Annotated in this window: 21 protein-coding genes; 9 read left to right on the forward strand and 12 right to left on the reverse strand. The window is 69.0% G+C overall.

The genetic code is table 11. The annotated features are described in order from the left end of the window. Positions 1–22: 22 nt before the first annotated feature. Positions 23–739, reverse strand: a complete 717-nt coding sequence (locus KALB_RS35665) for a TetR/AcrR family transcriptional regulator C-terminal domain-containing protein (protein ID WP_030107807.1) — start codon at positions 737–739, stop codon at positions 23–25. 70 nt (positions 740–809) lie between these two features. Between KALB_RS35665 and KALB_RS35670 the strand changes: the two genes are divergently transcribed. Continuing rightward, positions 810–2366 carry an FAD-dependent oxidoreductase gene (locus tag KALB_RS35670; RefSeq protein WP_025360461.1) on the forward strand — a complete coding sequence of 519 codons (1557 nt, stop codon included), beginning with the start codon at positions 810–812 and terminating at the stop codon, positions 2364–2366. Here the strand turns inward: KALB_RS35670 and KALB_RS35675 are convergent. Next, the gene (locus tag KALB_RS35675; protein WP_025360462.1) at positions 2316–3263 is read right to left on the reverse strand and encodes an oxidoreductase; all 948 of its coding nucleotides are present in this window, start codon (positions 3261–3263) and stop codon (positions 2316–2318) included. The genes KALB_RS35670 and KALB_RS35675 overlap by 51 nt on opposite strands. A 92-nt stretch (positions 3264–3355) precedes the next feature. On the opposite strand from KALB_RS35675, the gene KALB_RS35680 reads away from it, so the two are divergent. Then, positions 3356–3937, forward strand: a complete 582-nt coding sequence (locus KALB_RS35680) for a TetR family transcriptional regulator (RefSeq protein WP_025360463.1) — start codon at positions 3356–3358, stop codon at positions 3935–3937. Here KALB_RS35680 and KALB_RS35685 read toward each other — a convergent pair. Beyond that, the gene (locus KALB_RS35685; RefSeq protein WP_030107804.1) at positions 3934–4695 is read right to left on the reverse strand and encodes a polysaccharide deacetylase family protein; all 762 of its coding nucleotides are present in this window, start codon (positions 4693–4695) and stop codon (positions 3934–3936) included. The genes KALB_RS35680 and KALB_RS35685 overlap by 4 nt on opposite strands. A 171-nt stretch (positions 4696–4866) precedes the next feature. Between KALB_RS35685 and KALB_RS35690 the strand changes: the two genes are divergently transcribed. The 3 genes from KALB_RS35690 to KALB_RS35700 all read left to right on the forward strand — a co-directional run bounded on the left by KALB_RS35690 (position 4867) and on the right by KALB_RS35700 (position 7971). After that, the gene (locus tag KALB_RS35690; protein WP_025360465.1) at positions 4867–5991 is read left to right on the forward strand and encodes a VanZ family protein; all 1125 of its coding nucleotides are present in this window, start codon (positions 4867–4869) and stop codon (positions 5989–5991) included. After that, complete coding sequence (locus tag KALB_RS35695; RefSeq protein ID WP_025360466.1) at positions 5988–6530, forward strand: YbhB/YbcL family Raf kinase inhibitor-like protein; 543 nt, start codon at positions 5988–5990, stop codon at positions 6528–6530. Before KALB_RS35690 ends, KALB_RS35695 begins: the two co-directional genes overlap by 4 nt. Before the next feature lie 67 nt (positions 6531–6597). Continuing rightward, entirely contained in the window at positions 6598–7971 is a 1374-nt protein-coding gene (locus KALB_RS35700) for a mycothione reductase (RefSeq protein WP_025360467.1), read from the forward strand. Between the two features lie 5 nt (positions 7972–7976). Here KALB_RS35700 and KALB_RS35705 read toward each other — a convergent pair whose 3' ends face one another. Continuing rightward, complete coding sequence (locus tag KALB_RS35705; protein WP_236650094.1) at positions 7977–9323, reverse strand: MFS transporter; 1347 nt, start codon at positions 9321–9323, stop codon at positions 7977–7979. Positions 9324–9371: 48 nt separating this feature from the next. Between KALB_RS35705 and KALB_RS35710 the strand changes: the two genes are divergently transcribed. Both KALB_RS35710 and KALB_RS44575 read left to right on the forward strand, forming a co-directional pair. After that, positions 9372–10055, forward strand: coding sequence for a FadR/GntR family transcriptional regulator (locus tag KALB_RS35710; RefSeq protein ID WP_025360469.1), 684 nt, complete (start codon positions 9372–9374; stop codon positions 10053–10055). A 76-nt stretch (positions 10056–10131) separates the two neighbouring features. Continuing rightward, positions 10132–10587 carry a chorismate mutase gene (locus tag KALB_RS44575; RefSeq protein WP_025360470.1) on the forward strand — a complete coding sequence of 152 codons (456 nt, stop codon included), beginning with the start codon at positions 10132–10134 and terminating at the stop codon, positions 10585–10587. Positions 10588–10643: 56 nt separating this feature from the next. On the opposite strand, the gene KALB_RS35720 is transcribed toward KALB_RS44575, so the two are convergent. Next, on the reverse strand, positions 10644–12215 hold the full coding sequence (locus tag KALB_RS35720) for a cobyric acid synthase (RefSeq protein WP_148309786.1): 1572 nt from the start codon (positions 12213–12215) through the stop codon (positions 10644–10646). Between the two features lie 10 nt (positions 12216–12225). Between KALB_RS35720 and KALB_RS35725 the strand changes: the two genes are divergently transcribed. Continuing rightward, entirely contained in the window at positions 12226–12930 is a 705-nt protein-coding gene (locus KALB_RS35725; RefSeq protein ID WP_025360472.1) for an alpha/beta fold hydrolase, read from the forward strand. On the opposite strand, the gene map is transcribed toward KALB_RS35725, so the two are convergent. The 6 genes from map to dxr all read right to left on the reverse strand — a co-directional run bounded on the left by map (position 12917) and on the right by dxr (position 20320). After that, on the reverse strand, positions 12917–13774 hold the full coding sequence (gene map, locus KALB_RS35730) for a type I methionyl aminopeptidase (RefSeq protein ID WP_025360473.1): 858 nt from the start codon (positions 13772–13774) through the stop codon (positions 12917–12919). The genes KALB_RS35725 and map overlap by 14 nt on opposite strands. Positions 13775–13833: 59 nt before the next feature. Beyond that, a complete protein-coding gene (locus KALB_RS35735) occupies positions 13834–15657 on the reverse strand; it encodes a penicillin-binding transpeptidase domain-containing protein (RefSeq protein WP_025360474.1) in 1824 nt (607 codons plus the stop codon). 70 nt (positions 15658–15727) lie between these two features. Beyond that, entirely contained in the window at positions 15728–16582 is an 855-nt protein-coding gene (locus KALB_RS35740; protein WP_025360475.1) for a GNAT family N-acetyltransferase, read from the reverse strand. Positions 16583–16662: 80 nt separating this feature from the next. After that, positions 16663–17814 carry a flavodoxin-dependent (E)-4-hydroxy-3-methylbut-2-enyl-diphosphate synthase gene (ispG, locus tag KALB_RS35745; RefSeq protein ID WP_025360476.1) on the reverse strand — a complete coding sequence of 384 codons (1152 nt, stop codon included), beginning with the start codon at positions 17812–17814 and terminating at the stop codon, positions 16663–16665. Between the two features lie 37 nt (positions 17815–17851). After that, positions 17852–19075 (reverse strand): M50 family metallopeptidase, encoded by a 1224-nt coding sequence (locus KALB_RS35750; protein ID WP_025360477.1) that lies wholly within the window; start codon positions 19073–19075, stop codon positions 17852–17854. Between the two features lie 3 nt (positions 19076–19078). Continuing rightward, positions 19079–20320, reverse strand: coding sequence for a 1-deoxy-D-xylulose-5-phosphate reductoisomerase (gene dxr, locus KALB_RS35755; protein ID WP_025360478.1), 1242 nt, complete (start codon positions 20318–20320; stop codon positions 19079–19081). Positions 20321–20458: 138 nt separating this feature from the next. On the opposite strand from dxr, the gene KALB_RS35760 reads away from it, so the two are divergent. Beyond that, a complete protein-coding gene (locus tag KALB_RS35760) occupies positions 20459–20725 on the forward strand; it encodes a GlsB/YeaQ/YmgE family stress response membrane protein (protein ID WP_025360479.1) in 267 nt (88 codons plus the stop codon). A 62-nt stretch (positions 20726–20787) separates the two neighbouring features. Here KALB_RS35760 and KALB_RS35765 read toward each other — a convergent pair whose 3' ends face one another. Continuing rightward, positions 20788–23163, reverse strand: coding sequence for an immune inhibitor A domain-containing protein (locus KALB_RS35765; RefSeq protein WP_030107749.1), 2376 nt, complete (start codon positions 23161–23163; stop codon positions 20788–20790). Positions 23164–23240 lie beyond the last annotated feature (77 nt).

Below are 23240 nucleotides of genomic sequence, written 5' to 3' on the forward strand. Positions count from 1 at the left end.
GTCCACGAGACCGGGCACTCCGTCATGCTCCGGTGACGCGAGCAGCGATCCCGTCGAGCAGGCACTGGAGACCGATCTCGAACTGCTCATCGTGGTTGAGGTCGACCGCGTCGATGATCCGACGCGTGGCCTCGGGGAAGTCACCGCTCTCGATGACCACCTCGCGGATGTAGGGAGCGACCACAGCACGCCACTGGTCCTCGGTGAGCCCAGTCCGGCGCTGCGCCTCCTGCTCGGACAACTCGTTGACGGCCGCGCCGAGCACGTAGTTGTTCACAGCACCCAGCAGAGCCGAAGCCACAGTGATGTCCCGGCTGACCCCGCCGGCAGCGGTGAGCGCGAACTCGATCCACCGCAGGGCTTGCGGCCCGATCGGCGGTCTGCTGCCCACTTCGGTTGCGAACCACGGATGCCTCAGGGCCATCGCCCGCTGCCGGTGCGCGATCAGCGCGAGGTCCACACGCCAGTCCTCGGACGGCTGCTCGGGCACCTCCAACTCGCCGTGCACGGCATCGACCATCAGCTCGAGCAACTCGTCCTTGCCGGTGACGTACCGGTACAGCGAGGTTGTTCCGGATCCGAGGTCGGTCGCGACCCGCCGCATGGTCAGGGCCTGCACGCCCTCAGCGTCCGCGATCTGAATCGCCGTTCGAACGATCTGATCGATGCTGAGCGCGGGCCGCTGACGCCTGCGCTGATCGGCAAGTCGCCTCCAGACCAGCGTGAACTCCTCGGACATGGCGCACACAGTACCTAGTGGGTACATTGTTCCCATCAAGGGAACGATGTACCCATATCGGGGGGACGACATGCGAGTACTCATCGTCGGAGCAGGCACGGTCGGTCTCAGCACGGCACTGTTCCTGGCTCGACGCGGGGTGGAAGTGGTGCTCGTCGAGCGCCGGAACGGGCTGTCCACGCATCCGAGGGCGTTCGGCATCAACAGCAGGTCGATCGAGCTCTTCCGGGAAGTGGGCGTCGACTTCGAGACAGCCACGAAGGTCAGGGGCCTGGCGACCGGACCGAACCTCAACGAGTTGGAGACAAAACTACAACTCACGACGCTCGACGAGCCGATGAGGCGACTCAGCCCAGCACAGGGCGTCTCGCGACCGCAAGATCAACTGGATCCGATTGTATACGATCGTGCGCTGCGGCTCGGGTGCGAGCCGCGGTTCGGCGCCGAATTGATCGGTCTGACTGGGACGGAGGCAACGGTTCGCGACGTGGCATCGGGTGCCACGAGCACGATCGCCGCCGACTACGTGATCGCAGCAGACGGCGCCAACAGCAAGGTGCGTGCGTTGCTGGGCGTCGACTCCACCGGACCAGGAGTGCTCAACCACGGGCACATGCTCAACGTGCTGTTCCGCAGCAACCTGCCCACCGCACAGTTCTCGATGTGCGTGCTCACCAACCCGGAGTCCTCCGGCATCCTGATCCCGGTGGATGACACGGGCAGGTGGATCTTCCACATCCCGATGGGCGATCCGGACGCACCCGCACAGCGCTACACCGATCTGATCCGGACCGCGACGGGGATCCCCGATCTCGACGTGGACGTGATCAGCTGCCGGACCTGGTCCTCGACCGCGCGCACGGCGAACCGGTTCCGCGTGGGCAACACCTTCCTCGTCGGTGACGCAGCACACGTGGTGCCACCGACCGGCGGTTTCGGCCTGAACACCGGGCTGGCCGACGCGCACAACCTGGCATGGAAGCTGGCCAAGGTCATCTCCGGCGAGGCAGGCGAGGACCTGCTCGACACCTATGAGCAGGAGCGCAGGCCAGTAGCGCTGTTCACGATGGAGCAGAGCCTCATCCGCGGCGAGAACCGCGAACTGCACTGGGACATGAGCCCGGCCCGTGCGGCAGATCGGGCTCGGGTGGGCATGGCGAACGTGCTCGTCCCAATGATCGGCTACCGGTACGGATCGGCAGCGGTCGTCGCCCCCGCTCCGTGGCCGACCTCCTTGGAGGAAGTGTGCCTGGACGGCTCTCCGGGCAGCCGTCTGCCGCACGTGTGGATCGACGACAAGACCTCCACGCTGGACCTGGTTGACGGCGAGTTCGCGGTGTTGACCGGTGGACGCGGCGGTTCCTGGGAGTCGGCCGCGGAAGAGGTAGGACTGCGCGCATTCGACGTACCTCAGCTGGCGACCGCTGCGAGGATCGGCGATGAAGGCGCGCTTCTCGTCCGTCCGGACGGATTCGTCGGCTGGCGCGCTCAACGAGGAAGCACACGTGCCGTCGAGGAACTCACCGCGGCGCTGGACCAGATCCTCGCGCGCACTACCCGAACTGCGCCAACCCAGTCACGAGACCGTGGACAGCGCGGCGTAGTCCACCGAGGTGAGTCGCACTGACGCGTCCCACAGTTCCGTGCCGAGCCGAGCACTGTAGGCAGGCTTGATGTAGGAGACCTTGACCGGGTAGCCACGCCACTCCCTCAGCGCGTGCGGGCCGTAGTAGTCCGCGCCCGTCACCTGCGGGTCCACCGCGGCGCGCAGAGCGGGCAGCGCTCCCTGGGCCGCAGGCTGTCCCAGGATCGGCGTGGCTACCCCCAGCAACCAGGCAGAGAGGCCACCACCACCGAGACGAGGTCCGCTGTACTGGAGATCAGTGCTGCTGTACCCCGGGTGCGCGCCGACACTGAGCACACCGGATCCAGCGGCCTCGAAGCGGCGGTTCAACTCCACGGTGAACACGGCGTTGGCGAGCTTGGACGCCGCGTACGTGGAGTTGGCGCCGTACTTCCGTTCACTCTGCAGGTCATCGATGTCGAGCCGCCCCATCCGGTGCATGGCGCTGCTCAGCGTCACCACACGGCTGCCGGGCCTCGCCAACAGCAGTGGCAGCAGCAAGCCGGTCAGCGCGAAGTGCCCAAGGTGGTTCGTGCCGAACTGGAGCTCGAAGCCCTGCTTGGTGGTACGCCGTTGCGGCACGGCCATCACACCGGCGTTGTTGATCAGAAGATCCAGGCCGGCCAGCCGGCCGGTGAGCTCCGTGGCGAGCGCGTGCACCGAATCGAGGTCGGCAAGATCCAGGCCGACCAGTTCGACCCGATCGGCTGGGACCTGGGTCCGCATCCGCTCGACGGCCGCCTGGCCCTTCTCCTGGTTGCGCGCGGCGACCAGCACGTGTGCGCCGTGTTTGGCCAGTTGCAACGCCTCGTGGAACCCGAGGCCGGTGTTGGCCCCGGTCACCAGCGCGGTCTTGCCGGCGAGGTCGGGGATGTCGGCTTCTGTCCAGTGCTTGGCCATGACGTGTCTCCTGAGGGAGTCGGCGACTTCCGCACCATTATGGCACTGAGTGCCACAACAGTCATTTGATGTCGTCGATTACACTGAGTGTCATGGGCACGGTCGACCGGACGGAGTTGCGGGAGCGCACCCGCAAGGTGGTGCGTGAGGAGATCGCCGAGGCGGCTTTCGCGCTGTTCGTGCGCCAGGGCTTCGAGCAGACCACCGTCGAGGAGATCGCCGAGGCCGTCGGCATGTCCAGGCGAAGCTTCTTCAGGTACTTCCCGACCAAGGAGGACACGGTCTTCGGGTACCTCTACGACATGGGCCAGCAGCTCGCGGACATGGTGAGCGCACGCCCAACCGGAGAGCCGCCCTGGACCGCACTGCGCAAGTCGTTCGCGGTGTTGTGCAAAGGCTTCGAGATGCGCTCAGAGACAGCCACCGAGCTGCTGAACCTGATCTTCAGCACTCCCACGCTGCGTGCACGGCACCAGGACAAGCAGGACCACTGGCGCAAACTGCTCACCGAGGCACTGCGCACGCGGACCAGCACGCCGCTGGAGGCGGACGTGCTGGTCAGCTCGGCGTTGGCGGTGTTCGACGTGGCGTGCAGGCAGTGGCTGGAGCAAGGCGCGAAGGAGAAGCCGCAGGTACTGCTGGAGCGTGCGTTCGCGGTACTGGCCCCACGCTAGGCGAGGAAGTCCGACAGCGGCACAGGCGTGAGGCCGTCCTGCTTGGCGCGGTTGAGGAAGGCCGTGTAGTCCTGCACGAAGGTCTTCCGGAAGTGCATCAGCACGATGTCCCCCGGCTTGAGCTTGCCGTTGGCCTGGAACTGGACGACCCCGTCGTTGACCGCGGCGGTCCACAACACGACCGCCTTGAGCCCGCAGTCGGCGACCGCGCGCAGAGTGTCGTCGTTGTAGTTGCCGAACGGGGGGCGGAACAGGGTGGGGCGCTGCCCGAACGCCTTCTGGAAGGCGTCCGAGTTGTCGCAGATCTCCTTCTTCTGCGCGGCGTAGGACAGCTTCTTCAGGTCGGGGTGGTTCACCGTGTGGTTGCCGATCACCAACTGGTCGGTGTCCTGGAGCTGCTTGAAGTAGTCCTCGTGCCCCTTGACGTACCGGTCGTTGAGGAACAGCGTCGGCCGCGCCCCGGAGTCTCGGATCAGCTGTAAGGCCTGCGGATCGCGCACCGCGCCGTCGTCCATGGTGATGAACACGTAGGGCTTGTCGGTGGCGATGTGCCGGATCACCGGCGCCTTGCCGCCGGCGATGGGCGGCACCTTCGCCTGTGCCTGACCGAACGGGTAAGGCTGCGTGGCACCGGTCACAGTGCCCGCCGAGGTCGTGGTGGGGGCGGCCGGAGTCGTGCCCTCCGGCTGGGGCACCACGCTCGTCCCGGCCGCCAGTGTGTCGGCCTCGCCGGTACAGGCGACTACCAGCAGCGACATGGCTGCGGCGATAGCGGTGAGTACCGACCGAACTACAGGAGCGCGCACCTGACCCGACCTTCCGCTGACGTTCTGGGCGGCACATGAGTACCACTCGACAAGAGGATGTGTGAGCGCCTTTGAGGTTGCGTTGCTGGGACGATACGTGACCGACCCCGTACGTTCTTCTCCGTGGAGATCCGTGTCATCCCCGGGATCATCGCGGTCGCCATCGGCTTCCTGCTGGCGACCCTGCTGCTCGTCCCCTACATCATCTGGAGCTACCGGCGCCGCGGCGAGATCGGGCTCGGGCACGCGGTGCTCGGACTCGGTGTCCTCGTCTACGCGGTCGCCCTGTGGACCTACACGCTCCTGCCGCTGCCCGCGGACCTGGACGCACAGTGGTGCGCCAAGTTCGCCACAACGCTACAACTGCACCCGCTGCGGTTCGTGGCCGAGGCCCAGAAGTACCCGCACGACAGCGTGGCGGCGCTGCTGCGCAACCCGGAGATCCAGGGCTTCCTATTCAACATAGCCCTGTTCGTACCGCTGGGCATGTTCGCAAGACACGTCTTCCACCGCGGGGTGCTGCCCACCGTCATCATCGGCTTCCTGACCTCGCTGCTCATCGAGTGCACCCAGCTGACCGGCAACTGGTTCCTGTTCCCCTGCTCGTACCGCCTGTTCGACGTGGACGACCTGTTGTCCAACACGCTCGGCGCGGTGATCGGCGTCGCGCTGGCGCCTGTGCTGCACCTCGTACCTGGTCAGCGTGTGTCGGCACCGCCGGACCAGCCGCGCAAGGTCACGGTACGACGCCGCTGGCTGGGCATGGCGCTGGACGTGGCGGCGGTGTCACTGCTCGGTGCGACGATCGTGGTGGTGGTCGCCGTGCTCGCCGAGGGCCGCTACAACATCGACCAGCACCCGTTGATGCTCGCCCTGGCCAGCGCGTGGGCGCCCGCGGTGCTGTTGCTGCTGGTGATCCCGCTGCTCGGGGACGGTGGCACGATCGGGCAGCGCATCGTGCTGCTGCGGCCGGCGGGACGCGGTGGGGGCAAGCCGCCCGTGTGGCGGATGCTGATCCGCTTCCTGGCCGGGTCGGGCGGCTACTTCGGACTGCTCGGCTGGGGCCTGGTCAACGAGTGGGGTGAGCTGCTGGCGGCCGGGCTCCTGGTGGTCAGCGGTCTGGCGGCCTGGTTCAGCAAGGGGCACCGCGGACTGTCCGGCGCCATCGCGGGACTACGGCTGGCCGACGCCAGGACTAGGGTTGCCGGTGATCCAACAGGCAAGGTTTCCGTGGAGGAACGGCAATGAGCCTTGATCGTCCGGTTGCCCCGGATCCCTACTCGCTGCTGCCCTCGGTCGGCTCGTTCACGGTCACCTCGACCGACGTGGCCGACGGCGAGCAGTTGCCCAACGCCCAGGTGTTCAACGGCATGGGCGTCAGCGGGGACAACACCTCCCCGCAGCTGAGCTGGAGCGGTTTTCCAGAGGGCACCAAGAGCTTCGCGGTGACCTGCTACGACCCGGACGCCCCGACCCCCTCGGGGTTCTGGCACTGGGTGGCGGTGAACATCCCCGCGTCGGTCACCGAACTGGCCGCCGGCGCCGGAGCGGATGACGACTCGCTGCCCGGTGGCGCCTTCCACGTGCGCAGCGACTTCGGCACCGCCAACTACGGGGGCGCCGCCCCGCCGCAGGGCGACCAGGTGCACCGCTACTACTTCGTGGTGCACGCGGTCGACGTGGAGAAGCTGGACGTGGACGGCTCGGTGAGCCCGGCGGTGGTCAGCTTCAACCTGGCCTTCCACACCCTGGCCAGGGCGATCATCACCCCGGTCTACTCGCACTGAGCCGGTTGGGAGCGCGGCGGGAGCGGCTGGGGGAATCCCCCGGCCGCTCCTGCTGTTTGATGGGTACGTGCGGCACTTCGACTTGGTGGTCATCGGCACCGGCTCCGGCAACTCGATCGTGGACGAGCGCTTCTCAGACTGGGACGTGGCGCTCGTCGAGAAGGGTGTGTTCGGCGGCACCTGCCTGAACGTGGGGTGCATCCCCACGAAGATGTTCGTGCACACCGCGGACGTGGCGGGCACGCCAGCGGCGGGTGCGAAGCTGGGCGTGGACGCCGAACTGCTCGGCGTGCGCTGGCCCGAGATCCGCGACCGGGTGTTCGGCCGGATCGACCCGATCGCCGCGGGCGGCAGGCAGTGGCGGGTCGAGGGCAACAAGAACGTGGTCGTATACGAAGGACAGGCGAGGTTCGTCGGCCCGAAGACGCTCGACACCGGCACCGGAGAGGTCATCACCGCCGACCGCTTCGTGATCGCCGCGGGCTCCCGGCCGGTCATCCCGGACGTGCCGGGCCTGGACGAGGTCGGCTTCCACACCAACAACGACGTCATGCGCCTGGAGAAGCTGCCCGCCCGGATGATCATCCTCGGCAGCGGTTTCGTCGCCACCGAGTTCGCGCACGTCTTCTCCTCCTTCGGCGTGGAGGTGACCCTCGTCGCCCGCTCCGGCGCACTGCTGCGGGCAGAGGACGAGGACGTCTCCGCGCGGTTCACGGAGCTGGCCCAGGCTCGCTGGAACGTGAAGCTGAACTCGAAGACCGTGCGCGCCGAGCGCGTGGACGGCGTGGTGCGGCTGCACCTGGAGACCGAGCAGGGCCCTGAGGTCATCGAGGCCGAGGAGTTGCTGGTCGCGGTGGGGCGCACGCCGAACTCGGACCTGCTCGACGTGGCCGCTACCGGGGTGACCACGCACGCCGACGGCCGGGTGGTGGTCGACTCCCAGCAGCGGACCGCGGTCGAAGGTATCTGGGCACTCGGCGACGTCAGCTCGGAGCACCAGCTCAAGCACGTGGCCAACCACGAGGCGCGAGTCGTGCAGCACAACCTGCTCAACCCGGAGTCGCCGATCGAGTCCGACCACAGGTTCGTGCCGCACGGGGTGTTCTCCTCACCGCAGATCGGCTCGGTCGGGCTGACCGAGCAGCAGGCCCGCGAGCGGGGCATCCGGTACGTGACGGCGAGCCAGGACTACGCCGACATCGCGTACGGCTGGGCGATGGAGGACACCACCGGGTTCGCCAAGCTGATCGCCGATCCGGCGACCGGTCAGTTGCTCGGCGCGCACATCATCGGCCCGCAGGCGCCCACGCTGGTACAGCTGGCGATCCAGTCGATGAGCTTCGGCCTGGACGTGCGATCCATGGCCAGGGGCCAGTACTGGATCCACCCGGCCATGCCCGAACTGCTGGAAAACGCACTGCTCAAGCTGCCGCTGGACTGATCTGCTCAGACGAACCGGGGGCGGCCGAAGACCGCACCCAGCACGGCCTGCACGAGCAGCACGGCGAGCACGAGCAGCAGCGGGACGGTCCAGCTGCCGAGCGCGCCGTGCACCAGGCCGGTCGCGAACGGCCCGACCGAGGAGATGAGGTAGCCGACACCCTGTGCCATGGCCGAGAGCTGCGCGGTCTCGGCCGAGGTACGGGTGCGCAGCGCCATCATCGTCAGCACAACCGGGAAGATGCCGGTGCCCAGCCCAAGCAGCAGGGTCCACAGCAACGGGGCCGCGGTCGGCGCGCTGAGCAGGCCGACCACCCCGATCGCCGGCACCACGGTCATCAGCACGACCAGGGCAGACTGCGACTTGAGACGGGCGGCCAGAGCGGGCACGAACAGGTTGAGCGGGACGGCGACGACCATCGTGACGCCGAGCAGCATGCCCGCGGTGTCCCTGTCGATGCCGGAGTCGCGCAGGATCTGCGGCAGCCAGCCCATGATCACGTAGGCGTAGGTGGACTGCGCGGCGAACAACAGGGTGGCCACCCAGGCCAACGGGGAGCGGAACATCGACCTTCGGCGCTCCTGCGCCGACGTGGAGCCGGAGCCAGCGACCACGACGGTGCGGCGTGCACCGATCAGCCACACGACCAGCGCGAGCAGCACCGGCGCGGCCCAGACGGCCAACCCGAGCCGCCAGCCGCCCAGTGCGGTGCTCAGCGGCGGGGTCAGCGCGGCAGCGGAGGCGCTGCCCGCGGCCAGGGCTGCGCTGTAAATCCCGGTGACAAGTCCGAGGCGTTTCGGAAACGACTCCTTAACGACTACCGGAATGAGAACATTGCACACCGCGATGCCTGAACTCGCGGCAAAAGTACCGACCAGAAGCACGGTCGACCCACCCGCGACCCGCACCAGCAAGCCGACCAACAGCACCGCGAGGGAGACGGCGATCGCGGAGCCGCTGCCCAATCTGCGCGCCAACCAGGGCGCGAGCACGGCCGCGAGCCCGAAGCACACCGAAGGAGCTGCGGTGATGGCGCTGGTCCACGCCGGGGAGGCGGCCAGTCCATGGCTGATGTCGGCGAGCACCGAGGAAGTGCTGGTGACCGAAATACGAAGATTTGTCGCGGCGAGCGCCACGGCCACCGCCAGCAGCCCACTGCCGACGAGTGCCACATGACGGCTCCGGAAACGCGTTTCGATTGCCCCTTCGTTCTGAAGCGCACCCGATTCAGCTACATCGCGCACCACAGTCGAACTCATTGATTCCGCAAGCAGTTCTTCGGAAGACTTGCCCTGGATGGCACTCTGAACGGTCGACGGCGTGCGGTCTGGCGGAAGCGGCTGGATCGTCACCTGTCACACTATGTCAAACGTGGGATGTTCGGATGAGAGGATGACGCTGTGCCGTTGGCCACTACTCGCCGCACTGGCCTCGTCGACCAGGTGATCGAGCAGATGCGACAGGCGATCTCGTCCGGAGAATGGCCGGTCGGCCAGCGGATACCGGCCGAGCCCGAGCTCGTCACGGCGCTGGGCGTCGGGCGCAACACCGTCCGGGAGGCAGTTCGGGCGCTCGCACACGCGGGCCTGCTCGAAGTCCGCCAGGGAGACGGCACGTTCGTGCGCGCGACCAGTGAGCTGTCCGGGGCGGTACGCCGGCTCGTCGGCGACGAGCTGCGCGAGGTGCTGGAGGTCCGCAGGACGTTGGAGGTCGAGGGAGCCAGACTTGCCGCACTACATCGAACAGGTGATCAAGTACGCGAACTGGAGGCGTTGCTGACCGAGCGGAACGCCGCCGCGGCCAAGCAGAACTGGGAACACATGATCGACCGGGACGCGGCGTTCCACCTGGCGGTCGTGCAGACCTCGCACAACGCGCTGCTCGCCGAGCTCTACAAGGGGCTCACCGAGGTGGTCAAGGCGAGTGTCGCGGCCACGGTCAACACCACACCCAGCGACACCTCGCAGATCTCGCACGACGGTCTGCTGGACGCGATCCGCGACGGTGACCCGGAGCGGGCCGCGCACGAGGCGGGCACGTTCCTGGAGGAACTGCTGGAACGGTACTCGGCCGAGAGAGGGTGAAACGCGGCCCGTACGATCGCACGCGAGGACAAGATCGTGGCAGACCCCGTGCGGGTCGCGTAGCAGTGAGGTGCAGATGGACGTCCGCAGTACCAGCAGCCTGTCGCGCCGGGCCGCACTGACCGGCTTCGGTGGGGTGGCCCTGCTCGCCGCGGCGGCCTGCTCCCCCAGCATGGAGAAGCCCTCGGACAAGCCGGTCAACGCACCCGCCGCGGTGCCGACCCCGGACCCGAACGCCTCGATCGCCGAGCAGCGCAAGCACATCGACGAGCTGGACCAGAAGATCATCGAGCTGCTCAAGCAGCGCGGTGAGGCGTCCGCGACGGTGCAGCGGGTGCGCACGGCCTCCGGCGGTGCGAAGACCGACCCGAGCCGCGAGCAGGAGATCATCTCCCGCTACCAGGAGGGGCTGGGCGCCAACGGGAGCAACGTGGCCAAGGCGATCCTCGATGTCGACCGGGGCACTCAGGCCGCGGGCGCGACGAGCACCACCACGACCACCGCGGCGACCCCGACCTCCAGCGGTCACTGAGCAGTACGTTCGGCCGAGGGGCCGTCGACGGGCAGCCGTCGACGGCCCCTCGTCGTTCACGGCATGGGCGGCGCGCCGGGTGGCAGCACTGGCAGGCCAGCGGGAGCTCCCTGTTCGAGCAGCCTGAGCAGGGCACCGGTGTCCAGGTGTTCGGCGACGAGGTCACCGAGCAGGTCGAGTTGCGCCGCCCTGGCCGCGGCGAAGGAGTGGTCGGCGGCAGCGGTGAAGCCGTCACGTCCGGCGCGAGCGGCCGCCCAGCGCAGGAACTCCCGGCGGAAGGCGTTGTTCTCCAGCAGGCCGTGCCAGTGCGTGCCGAGCACTGAGCCGCTGACCGCTCCCTCGGAGGAACCGTCAGGCAGCTCGATCAGCGACGCCAGGTCCTCGGCGCGCTGCGCGACCCTGCCGTGGTGGATCTCGTAGCCACTCACCGGCTGGCCCCAGGCGGTCCCGGTTGGACGGTGCAGGGTCTTGTCGGGGGCGAATCGTATGCTGAGGTCCAGCAGGCCGAGGCCCCTCACCTCGCCCGCTGCCGACTCCACCTCGTCGGTGATGGTCCTGCCGAGCATCTGGTAGCCGCCGCAGATGCCCAGCAGGGGCAGTCCCCGCCGGGTGTGGGTGGCGATCGCGTCTGCCAGGCCGGTCGTGCGCAGCCAGTGCAGGTCGGCAACGGTCGCCTTCGACCCCGGCAGCACCACGAGATCGGCGTCGGTGAGCCGTGAGGGCTCGGTGACGAAGCGCACGGCCACACCGGGTTCGCTGGCCAGCGCCTCGACGTCGGTCGCGTTGGAGATGCGCGGCAGGCGCACAACTGCCACGCGCAGCCAGTGCTCGCCGATCGGGGCGGCGGGGCGGCCGATGACCCCGTCGGCGGCGTAGGACAGCGAGTCCTCGGCGTCCAGCCACAGGTCCTCGCGCCAGGGCAGCACGCCGTGCACGGGTCGTCCCGTGACGGCGTGCAGCTGGCGCAGGCCCGGCTCGAGCAGGGCCGGGTCACCGCGGAACTTGTTGATCACGAATCCGGATATGAGCGCCTGGTCCGCCGGGTCGAGCAGGGCCAGCGTGCCGAACAGGTGCGCGAACACCCCGCCCCGGTCGATGTCGCCGACCACGAGCACGGGCAGGTTCGCGGCGCGTGCGAGGCCGAGGTTGGCGATGTCGGTGGCGCGCAGGTTGATCTCAGTGGGCGAGCCCGCGCCCTCGCACACCACCGCGTCGAACTCGGCGCGCAGGTCGGCGAGCGTGGACACGACGGTCCGGAACAGCTCGGCCTTGCGCTCCCGGTAGGACAGGGCGCTCACCTCGCCGACCGCCTTGCCCAGCAGGACGACCTGGGAGCTGCGGTCGCCGCCCGGCTTGAGCAGCACGGGGTTGAACCGGACGCTGGGCTCCAGGCCGGCAGCGGCGGCCTGGAGCGCCTGCGCGCGGCCGATCTCCCCGCCCTCGACGGTGACCGCCGAGTTGTTGGACATGTTCTGCGCCTTGAACGGGGCCACCCGCAGGCCCTGGCGGGCGAGCCACCGGCAGATGCCCGCGACGAGCACGCTCTTGCCCGCGTCCGAGGTGGTACCGGCCACCAACAGCGCTCCGCCCACGGTGAAACTCCCCTCACGGCACCGGCGAGGTGCCATCATCCCCGTCATGCCCACGCAGTTGGCCAACGCCGTCCTGGTGCACAGCCCGTTCCTAGGCCCGGCGAGCCTGCGGCCTCTCGCGGACGCGCTCGCCCACCGGGGATTGGCCTCGCTGCTGGTGGACCTCCGCGTGACGGTCAGCGATCCACCCGTGCACCAGCGCCTGATCGGCTCGTTCGCCGACGCGATGGACGAGGCGGGGGCCGCAGGTCCGGCCGTGCTGGTGGGGCACAGCGGAGCGGGTCCGCTGCTGCCCGCGTTCGCCGAGGAGCTGGACGAGGCGGTGGTCGGCCTGGTCTACCTGGACGCGGGCCTGCCCACACCTGGTCGGAGCTTCCGCGACCTGGCGCCCGAACTGTTCGCACACCTGCGGGGCCGGTCCAGGGAGGGCCGACTGCCCCGCTGGCAGCAGTGGTTCGACGTGGACCCGCTGGCCGAGTTGATCGCGGACGCCGAGCTGCGCGCGGAGATCGCCGAGGAATCGCCCGAGGTGGCGCTGGCCTTCCTCAAGGAGCAGCGCCCCAGCGTGGACTGGTCCGGCCCGAGCGGCTACCTCCAGCTCAGCACATCGTATACGAAGTACAGGGACGAGATGGCGGCCTCCGGTCGGCCGGTGCGCCGACTGGACGCGCACCACCTCGCGGCGGCCACCGATCCCGAACTGGTCGCCGAGGCCCTGGTCGAGGTGCTGACCGAGGTCACGGCAGGGTGAGGATCTCCGCGCCGTCCGGGGTGACCAGGATGGTGTGCTCGAACTGGGCGGTCCACTTGCGGTCCTTGGTGGTGACCGTCCAGCCGTCGTCCCAGATGTCGTAGTCGATCGTGCCGAGGTTGATCATCGGCTCGATCGTGAAGGTCATGCCCACCTCGAGCTCGGTGGTCACGCTGGGCTCGTCGTAGTGCAGCACGACCAGCCCGCTGTGGAAGGACCTGCCGATGCCGTGCCCGGTGAAGTCGCGGACCACCCCGTAGCCGAAGCGGTTGGCGTAGGACTGGATCACCCGGCCGACCACGTTGAGCTGCCGCCCCGGCCGGACCGCCTTGATGGCGCGCATCGTGGCCTCGTGGGTGCGCTCGACCAGCAGTCGAGCCTCCTCGCTGACCTCACCGGCGAAGAAGGTCGCGTTGGTGTCCCCGTGCACACCGCCGATGAAGGCCGTGACGTCGATGTTGACGATGTCCCCGTCCTCGATCACGGTCGAGTCCGGGATGCCGTGGCAGATCACCTCGTTGAGCGAGGTGCAGCAGGACTTCGGGAAGTTCCGGTAGCCCAGGGTCGACGGGTAGGCGTCGTGGTCGCACAGGAACTCGTGCACCACCGCGTCCACCTGGTCGGTGGTGACACCGGGTGCCACCGCCTTGCCGCCCTCTTGCAGGGCCTGCGCGGCGATCCGCCCGGCGACCCGCATCGCCTCGATGATCTCCGGCGGCTGCACCCACGGGTCGGTGTTGCGCGCGGGCGCCGGCTTGTCCACGTACTCCGGACGCGGGATGTACTGGGGGACCGGACGCCGCGGTGAGGTCACACCGGGCTGGAGAGCGGCACGCACGGGCATGAGCCCACCCTACGACGCCGGCCGCACGTCCCGCCGCCGACCACCGACTGGCAGGCGCGTCAGTGCAGTGCGCGCAGGAAGTTGCCGGCGACCGTGACGGCCGGTCCCGAGCTTCCCGCGCCGACCAGCAGCACCGCGAAGGCCAGGTCACCCCGGTAGCCGACGAACCAGCCGTGCGACTGGGTGCCGTCGCCGAACTGGGCCGTGCCCGTCTTGCCCGCCACGTCGGGGATGTCCTTGATGGCGCGGGCGGTGCCGTCGGTGACCACCGCGCGCATCATCTGCCGCACCGAGTCCAGCACCGGTCCGGGCACCGGCTGCTGCGCCGGGGTGTTGACCTTGGTCTCGGTACCGCGCAGCAGGCTAGGCGTGGGGATGGAGCCCTTCACCACGCTGGACACCACCAGGGCCATGCCGAACGGGCTGGCCTGGTCCTTGCCCTGGCCGAAGCCGTCCTCGGCGCGCTGCACGGTGCTGGTGGCCACCGGGACCGATCCGGTGACGGTGGTCACGCCGGGCACGGTGAAGTCGGCGCCGAGGCCGAGTTGCTTGGCCGTGGTGGTCAGCGCCTCGTTGGGCATGTTCACCGCGAGCTGCGCGAACGTGGTGTTGCAGGACTGCGCGAACGCGGTGCGCAGCGGCACGGTGCCCAGGTCGAACTTGTTCTCGTTGGGGATCTCGCGGCCATCGAAGGTCACCGTGGCGGGGCAGGGCTGCGGGGTGTCGATGCTCACCTTGCCCGAGGCCAGCGCGGCGGCACCCGTGATGATCTTGAACGTGGAGCCGGGCGGGAACTGGCCGGTCAGCGCGATCAGGCCCTGCGCGTCCGCGGGGGCGTTCTGCGCCACGGCGAGCAGTTCACCGGTCGAGGGCTGCATGGCCACGACGGCGGCGGCCTGCGGCACCCCGGCGATCGCGGCCTGCGCGGCGGCCTGCGTGCCGGTGGACAGGGTGGCGGTGATCGACTTGGCGGGCTGCGCGCTCTTGGCGACCAGCTCGGCGATCTCGTTGCCGCCCGCGTCCTGGGTGACGACCCGGTAGCCCGCCTGCCCGGCGACCTGGGAGTTGACCGCGGCCTTGATCGTCGACAGGATCTGCGGCCCGAGCGAGCGGTCCTGGGCCAGCAGCTGGACCTGACTGGTGAAGCTGACCCCGGGCAGGTCGTGGATCTGCGTCTTGACCTGCTGGTAGTCCGAGTCGCGCAGGTTGATGACCTGGTAGCCCTGGCCGTCGGGCAGCTTGCTCGCCCCGTCCACGACGGCCTGCTGGGTGAGGGTGTTGTCGAACCGGTTGAGCGCCCCGGCCAGCGTGCCCGCCACGGAGTTCAGGTCACCGGCCTGCTTGCGGTCCAGCACCACGCTGATCACCGTGGTCGGCGCCAGCAGTGGGGTCCCGTCCCGGTCCAGCACCGGCGCGGGGTCGGGCTGCTGGACCTTGAGCGCGATGGTCTGCTGGGCGGCCAGCTTCGGGTGCACGTCGGAGGGCTGCCAGTGCACCCGCCAGCCCTGCTCGGTGTTCTTCAACTGGAGCGTGCCCTGGTAGGACCAGTTGCGGCCGGACCCGAGGTCCCAGTTCGCGCTGAACTGCACGGTGGCGTTGTCCCCGTTGGTGGCACCGCCCGGCTCGGGCTTGAGCGAGGCCCCGGCCGGCTTGAGCGCGGTACGCACGCTGTCCAGCAGGGCCTTGGCCCCGTTCGGGTCATCGGTGACCCCGGCTGCCCCCGCGGTGTCGCCACCGCCGAACCCGGTCAGGAACACCTTGGCGATGTCCTCGGGCCCCGGTGTGGCCGTGAACAGGCCACAGCCGGTCAGCGGCAGGGCGAGCAGGAGCGCGAACCCCAGCGGGACGGATCGCTTGCAGGGTGTGGAGACGGCACGGCGCACGGCCCGCAGTATGCCCGCCTGCAGGGCCGAAGTGGTGTGATCATCGGGATCGGCGCGTCTTGGGAACAGCTCAGAACAGCACGGTGGCGTACCGGCCCACCTCGGCGAACCCGATCCTGCGGTAGGCGGCGCGCGCCGGTGCGTTGTACCCGTTGACGTAGAGGCTGGCGGTGCGGCCCAGCCCGCGGACGAGCCGGTCGGCCACGGCAGCCGTCCCGGTGGCGCCCAAGCCGTGGCCGCGGCGCTCCGGGTGCACCCACACGCCCTGGATCTGGCCAACCTGGGCCGACAGCGCGCCGATCTCGGCCTTGAACACCACGTCCCCGCCCTCGAACCGGGCGAAGGCGCGGCCGCCCGCGATCAACTCGGCGACCCGCGCGCGGTACCCGGCCCCGCCGTCGTCCAGCCGGGGGTCGATGCCGACCTCCTCGGTGAACATGGCGATCGCGGCGGGCAGGTAGCGGTCCAGTTCCTCCGGGCGTACCGGGCGCACCAGCGGGTCCGGGGAGATGCCCGGGGAGCCGCCCATGGCCAGCAGCGGCTGGTGGGAGCGCACCTCGCGGGCGGGACCCCACACGGGCTCCAACTCCTGCCACAGGCCCATCACCAGGTCGGCGGGACCGACCAGGGAGGAGCACATGCGGTGCCTGCGCAGCGCGCGGTCGGCGAAGCTGCGCAACGCGGAGCGCCCACCGCTGAGCGGGATCAGGTTCGGTCCCGCGAAGCACAGCCCGCCCAGCCTGCCGCTGCGGACCGGGCGGCCTTCCGTTCCCCACAGTTCGCCGCCAAGGCGCCACGGGTCAGTGCCCGCGATCTCCACCCTGGCGGCGACCATGCAGGACGCGACGGGGTCACCCTGCAGCACGGACTGAACCGCGGCCAGGTCCCGTTCGTCCAGCACCCTGGCGCCGGCGAGCCTCAACACGGGGTCAAGCGTGCCAGATCAGAGCACCAACCTGCGCAGATGACTACCCACTCGGCGTATTTGATCTCCGTCATACCGACCTAGGAGACGGTGACCACCGGGGCGCCCTCGACGGGTTCCATGTCCTCGGCGATACGCATGGCCTCTTCGATCAGGGTCTCCACGATCTGGTGCTCGGGCACCGTCTTGATGACCTTGCCCTTGACGAAGATCTGCCCCTTGCCGTTGCCCGAGGCCACGCCCAGATCCGCCTCACGCGCCTCACCAGGCCCGTTGACCACGCAGCCCATGACCGCGACCCGCAGCGGCACCTCCATGCCCTCCAGGCCTGCGGTGACCTCCTCGGCCAGCCGGTAGACGTCCACCTGGGCCCGGCCGCAGGACGGGCAGGACACGATCTCCAGCTTGCGCGGGCGCAGGTTCAGCGACTGCAGGATCTGCGTGCCGACCTTGATCTCCTCCACCGGCGGGGCCGACAGGGAGACCCGGATCGTGTCCCCGATGCCCTGCCGCAGCAGCGCGCCGAAGGCCACCGCGGACTTGATCGTGCCCTGGAACGCCGGACCGGCCTCGGTCACCCCCAGGTGCAGCGGGTAGTCACAGGACTCGGCCAGCAGCTCGTAGGCGCGGACCATGACCACCGGGTCGTTGTGCTTGACGGAGATCTTGATGTCGTGGAAGTCGTGCTCGGCGAACAGCGAGGCCTCCCACAGCGCCGACTCCACCAGCGCCTCCGGCGTCGCCTTGCCGTACTTGGCCAGCAGCCTCGGGTCCAGCGAACCGGCGTTGACCCCGATCCGGATCGGCGTGCCGTGGTCCTTGGCCGCGCGCGCGATCTCCTTGACCTTGTCGTCGAACTTCTTGATGTTGCCCGGGTTCACCCGCACCGCGGCGCACCCGGCCTCGATCGCGGCGAACACGTACTTCGGCTGGAAGTGGATGTCGGCGATCACCGGGATCTGCGACTTGCGCGCGATCGCGGGCAACGCGTCCGCGTCGTCCTGCGAGGGGCAGGCCACCCGCACGATGTCGCAGCCCGAGGCGGTCAGCTCGGCGATCTGCTGCAGGGTCGCGTTCACGTCCGAGGTCAGCGTGGTGGTCATCGACTGCACCGAGATCGGGAAGTCGCTGCCGACGCCCACGGCGCCGACCTGCAACTGACGGGTCTTGCGCCGCTCACCCAGGACGGGGGGCGGCAACGCGGGCATCCCCAACATGACGCCGTCGGTCATCAGAACTGCATCTCCTCGCACGTGCTCACCCGAGCGGCTACTGACCGCTCAGTTGGATCGGGTTGACGATGTCGGCAGTGATGGTCAGCAACGTGATCGCGCCACCGACGAACACCAACACGTAGGTCAGCGGCAGCAGCTTCATGTAGTCCACCGGCGCACCGGCGGGCTTGCCACGCCACTTGCGGACCGCGTCCCGGGCCCGCTCGTACAGGTTCACCGCGATGTGCCCGCCGTCCAGCGGCAGCAGCGGCAGCAGGTTGAACACCCCGACGAAGAAGTTCAGGTTGGCCAGCAGCAGCAGGAAGAACCACCACAGGCCCAGCTCGGCCGCCTGGCCGCCGATGATGCTGGCGCCGACCACGCTGACCGGGGCGTCCGCGTCACGGGGGGCACCGCCGATGGCCTTGATCAGCGCGGGCACCTTCTCCGGGAAGCGCTTGAGGCCCTCCCAGACCGAGACGAACATCTGGCCGGTGAACCCGCTCGCGGCACCCACGGCCGCCACCGGCCCGTAGTGGATCATGTTGGCGAAGGACAGGCCGAGCACGCCGACCTGCTGGGTCTTGTTGTCCGCGCCCACCTTGGCCTTCGGGTCCACGACCCTGGCCTGCTTGACCACGTCCACGGTCAGCGAGACCTGGCGGCCGTCGCGCTCGACCACGAGCGGCACCGGGCCCTGCCTGTCCTGGATCAGCTTCGTCGCGGCGGCGTAGTTGGCCACCGCGGTGCCGTCCACGGACAGGATCACGTCACCGGCCTGCACGCCCGCGGCCTTGGCCGGGGCCGGGGCGCCGGGGGCGCACGGGTCGTACTGGAGGGTCTTGGCGTTCTGCGACTGGGCGCAGTCGTTGACCGCCTGCACGATCGGCGAACCGGTGCTGTTGGGCAGCCCGAGGGTGATCGCGGACAGGTAGAGCACCAGGAAGCCGACCATGAAGTGGGTGATCGAACCCGCGGACAGCACGACCACGCGCTTCCAGGTCTTCTGCTTGTAGAAGGCGCGCGGGGCGTCGGCCGGGTCCACCTCCTCCATGGCGGTCATGCCGGTGATCTCGCAGAAACCGCCCGCCGGGATGGCCTTGAGGCCGTACTCGGTCTCCCCCTTGCGGAAGGACCAGATCTTCGGCCCGAACCCGATGAAGTAGCGGGTGACCTTCATGCCGAACGCCTTGGCGGTCAGCAGGTGGCCGAACTCGTGCAGGGCGATGGAGATGGCGATCCCCAGCGCGAACAGGAGGAAGCCCAAGACGAAGACCACGTGCTAGTCCCTTCCCGAACCGACCGCGGCGGAGACCAGTTCCCGCGCGCGCACGCGGGCCCAGTCCTCAGCGGCCAGCACCTCAGCCACATCGGAGGGCTCCCCACGCCAGTCATCGGCCTCGGTGAGCACCTGCTGCACAGTGTCCACTATCCGGGTGAAGGCCGTGTTGCCCTTCAGGAAGGCGTCCACGGCCTCCTCGTTGGCCGCGTTGTAGATGGCGGGCAGGCAACCGCCCACCGAACCGGCGTGCCTGGCCAGCTCCACAGCGGGGAAGTTCACGCTGTCCTGCGGCTCGAAGGTCCAGGTCACGGGGCTGGCCCAGGTGCACGGTGCCGTGGCGGCGGGGATCCGGTCCGGCCAGCCCAGCGCCAGCGCGATGGGCAGCCGCATGTCCGGCGGGCTGGCCTGGGCCAGGGTGGAGCCGTCGGTGAACGTCACCATCGAGTGAATGACGGACTGGGGGTGAACCACCACGTCGATCCGGTCGTACGGCACACCGAACAGCAGGTGCGCCTCGATCAGCTCCAGGCCCTTGTTCACCAGGGTGGCCGAGTTGATCGTGATGACGTTGCCCATCGCCCAGGTCGGGTGTGCCATGGCCTGCGCGACCGTGACCTCGGACAGTTCCTCGATGCGCCTGCCGCGGAACGGACCGCCCGAAGCGGTCAGCACCAGCCGGTCGACCTCCTCGGCCCGTCCGCCGCGCAGGCACTGGGCCATCGCCGAGTGCTCGGAGTCCACCGGCACCAGCTGGCCGGGCTTGGCCGCCTTGAGCACCAGCGCCCCGCCCGCGACCAGGGACTCCTTGTTGGCCAGGGCCAGGCGCGAGCCGGTGGCCAGCGCGCGCAGCGTCGGCGCGAGGCCCTGCGAGCCGGGCAGGGCGTTGAGCACCACGTCGGCCGGGGTCGACTCGATCAGCTCCAGCACGGACCGCGGCCCGGCGAGGATCTTGGGCAGCGCGAACTCGCCCCGGTGGTAGCCGCGGCGCTGCGCCTCGGCGTACAGCGCCAGCTGCAGGTCCTCCACGGCGGTCGCCCTGGTGACGGCGACCACCTCGACCTGGTGCTCCAGGGCCTGCGCGGCGAGCTGGGCGGGATCCGCGCCGCCCGCCGCGATGCCCGCGACCTGGAAGCGGTCCGGGTTGGCGGTGACGACGTCGAGCGCCTGGGTGCCGATCGAGCCGGTCGAGCCGAGCACCAGGAGCCTGGCTGACGTGCCCGAAGGCGAGTGGGAGTGGTCCATCGCCTCCCATTGTCCCCGATGCCGGGGTGTGGCCGGGACCACGGGGGTTGATAACGACTTGGTAAAGCGAGCGTGACGACCAGAGCTGCGGGAAACTCTGTCGTAGAGCAACATCACGACTCGGAAGGAGCGACACCGGTGGGCATCATCGCGTGGATCGTTCTCGGATTGATCGTCGGCGCCATCGCCAAGGCCATCATGCCTGGCAAGGACGGTGGCGGCCTCATCATCACGATGCTGCTCGGCGTCGTCGGTGGCTTCGTCGGTGGCATCATCGGCAAGGCGCTGTTCGGCGTGGACATCGGCGGCTTCTTCGAGATCCGCACCTGGCTGCTGGCCATCCTCGGTGCGGTGATCGTCCTGGGTATCTACCGGCTGGTGACGGGACGCAAGTCCCACGCCTGACCCTCACATGAGTGACGCCCGGAAGAATGATTCTTCCGGGCGTCACTCAGTTCAGGGAAGGGTCAGTTCTTCTTGACCGGCGCAACCCTGATCTTCATCGAGGTCCCGTCCTGGGACACCACCTTGATGCCGGTGCCCGTGGCGGGCAGCTTCACCCCGGCGGTGGGCTGCTCGGCGTACCAGTAGGTCTTGGTGTCGTCGAACAGCGGGTTGGCGTTCTGGCCGCGCACGTAGCTGGCCTTGCCGTTGACGTGCAGGGTGAACGAGTCAGCCTTCTGCAGCGAGAAGGGCGCGTCGTAGCCGGAGATGCGGGTCGGCCACGGCTTGCCCTCCAGGTTGTAGATCGGCTCCGGGTGCGCGTCGATCGGCAGGATCAGGCCCTCACCGGGGTGCGCGCTGGTGTTGTTGTCCGGCTGCGAGGTGTCCCAGTAGGACACCAGCAGGCCCGTCTCGTACGGGAAGTGCTCCACCCAGCGCGGCCGGTCCGGGAATCCGAAGTTGTACGGACCGGTCTGCATGTACTGGTCGTAGGACTGGTACGTGCGGTTGCTGGCCAGGTAGAAGTTGTCGAAGGACTGGGTCTCCGTGCCGGTGGTGGTCTTGAAGCCCTTCAGCGCCCAGCCGTTGGCGCCGTTCTCCGCGCCGTCGGTCAACAGGGGGGCGCCGTCGGCGGTCACCGTGATGTCGTCGGCGAAGAAGCCGTTGAGCGCCAGGCCGCCGTCGGTGCGGTAGCGGAACCGGAACTGCACCTTCTTGCCCGCGTAGGCGTCCAGCGGCAGGGCCATGTCCACCCAGGTGGCGCTGGCCCCGGTCAGCGCGGGTGCGCCGGAGGAGTCCTTGCCCAGCGGCTTGCCGCCGACGGTGCCGTCCAGGGTGGCCCAGTTGGCGCCGCCGTCGGTGGAGACCTGCGCGTAGAGGTAGTCGAAGTCCTCTTCGATGTCGTAGCGGGCCTTCAGGCTCACCTTGGCGCTGGTCTTGCCGGTCAGGTCCAGCTCACGGATCATCGTGGTGTCGAGGTTGTCGCCCTTGGTGGACCACCACTGGTTGGCCCCGGCGAACGGCGCCCCGTACTGGTAGGTCTTGACCTTGTCGGGCAGCACCACGACCACGCCCTGCGCCTTGGCGCTGTTGTACTCGTGCGGGCCGAGCTCCAGCGTCTTGTCCTGGCCCGCGACCACGGTCTCGTAGTCCAGCCAGCCCAACTGCAGCTTGTCCCAGGCATCCATGTCGTTGGGCCGCGCGCCGATCGGCTCGCCCGGCGCGGACACCCGCTGCTGGGCCATCAGCGACCACCAGTTCACGCCGTTGGCGCCGCCGCCGGAGGTGTCGTACTCGTCGGGCAGGCCCAGGTCGTGGCCGTACTCGTGGCAGAACACGCCGACGCCGCCGTTCTCCGGCTGCATGGTGTAGTCGCCGACCCAGATGCCGGTGTCACCGATCTGCGTGCCGCCCTGCTTGTTGTCGCCGGGGCCGCTGGTGGTGTTGCTGTACGCGAAGCCGCGGTGGCTCCAGACGGCGTCCTCTCCGTAGATCGGGTCACCGTCGGCCTGGTCGCCGCCCGCGTGCACGATCTGGAAGTGGTCGATGTAGCCGTCGGGCTCGTTGAAGTTGCCGTTGCCGTTGTAGTCGTTGCGGTCCCACTGGTCGAAGCTGGCCAGCTCGGCCTTGATGTCCTCAGTGGACCGGCCCGCCGCCTTCTGGTCGGCGTACCACTGGTTGACCGCGTCGCGCACCAGGTCGTACGAGTTGTTGCAGACGTTGCCCGCACACGGGTAGCCGTTGGACCGGCCGTAGCGCGCCTCGTTGTACTTGACCTTGACCCAGGTGGTCACCGTGCCGTCCACGGTGTACCGGCCCGATGACTGCTTGCTGTAGTAGTTCGCCAGCGAGTTCGCACCGGGCTTGGTGGAGAAGTACAGGTCCTGGAAGTGCTGCTGGTCGTAGTTGGCCTGCCAGATCGTGGAGTTGTCCTTGCCGGGGTCCGGCTTGGGGATCTGGTTGTGCAGCGGGCCGTCGAAGCGGACCGGGCCGGCCGTCTTCGGGTCGGTGTCCTTGTCCGGGTAGTTCGGGTCGCGCTGGTCGCCGAACTCGGCGAGCACCACGAAGATCTTGTCCGTCCGCTCGCGGTTGAGCTCGACGTACTGGTCGACGTGGCTGGCCTTCTGCGCGGAGCCCTTGGCCGCGGGCTTCTGCCCGACCTTGACCACGGTGCTGCCGTCACGCTTCTCCGTGGTGGCCTTGCCACTGAGCACGTCGGACAGTGCCTCCTGGCGCAGCGCACGCCGCTTGCTCTCCGGCGCGCTGGGCATGTCGTCCACCGCCACGCTGGACGGGCCCGCACCGGGAGCCGGGGTCGCCGACGCCGTCACGCCCAGGGGAACCAGGGCGGTCCCGGCCATGGCCAGGCAGGTCAGCCCGACGAGAAGTCTTCGATGCACGTGTGTCCTCCACCACCAACGAGTGTCACTCGATTGGGGCGGAGGTTACGTAACGCATTCAAAGATAGGAATACGAC

Source organism: Kutzneria viridogrisea DSM 43870, from assembly GCF_000525635.1.
Taxonomy (GTDB): domain Bacteria; phylum Actinomycetota; class Actinomycetes; order Mycobacteriales; family Pseudonocardiaceae; genus Kutzneria; species Kutzneria viridogrisea.

Coding starts and splice junctions, on each gene's coding strand:
- KALB_RS35665 (WP_030107807.1), bottom strand. CDS start 739: ATGTCCGAGGAGTTCACGCTGGTCTGGAGGCGACTTGCCGATCAGCGC.
- KALB_RS35670 (WP_025360461.1), top strand. CDS start 810: ATGCGAGTACTCATCGTCGGAGCAGGCACGGTCGGTCTCAGCACGGCA.
- KALB_RS35675 (WP_025360462.1), bottom strand. CDS start 3,263: ATGGCCAAGCACTGGACAGAAGCCGACATCCCCGACCTCGCCGGCAAG.
- KALB_RS35680 (WP_025360463.1), top strand. CDS start 3,356: ATGGGCACGGTCGACCGGACGGAGTTGCGGGAGCGCACCCGCAAGGTG.
- KALB_RS35685 (WP_030107804.1), bottom strand. CDS start 4,695: ATGTCGCTGCTGGTAGTCGCCTGTACCGGCGAGGCCGACACACTGGCG.
- KALB_RS35695 (WP_025360466.1), top strand. CDS start 5,988: ATGAGCCTTGATCGTCCGGTTGCCCCGGATCCCTACTCGCTGCTGCCC.
- KALB_RS44575 (WP_025360470.1), top strand. CDS start 10,132: ATGGACGTCCGCAGTACCAGCAGCCTGTCGCGCCGGGCCGCACTGACC.
- KALB_RS35720 (WP_148309786.1), bottom strand. CDS start 12,215: ATGGCACCTCGCCGGTGCCGTGAGGGGAGTTTCACCGTGGGCGGAGCG.
- KALB_RS35725 (WP_025360472.1), top strand. CDS start 12,226: ATGCCCACGCAGTTGGCCAACGCCGTCCTGGTGCACAGCCCGTTCCTA.
- map (WP_025360473.1), bottom strand. CDS start 13,774: ATGCCCGTGCGTGCCGCTCTCCAGCCCGGTGTGACCTCACCGCGGCGT.
- ispG (WP_025360476.1), bottom strand. CDS start 17,814: ATGACCGACGGCGTCATGTTGGGGATGCCCGCGTTGCCGCCCCCCGTC.
- dxr (WP_025360478.1), bottom strand. CDS start 20,320: ATGGACCACTCCCACTCGCCTTCGGGCACGTCAGCCAGGCTCCTGGTG.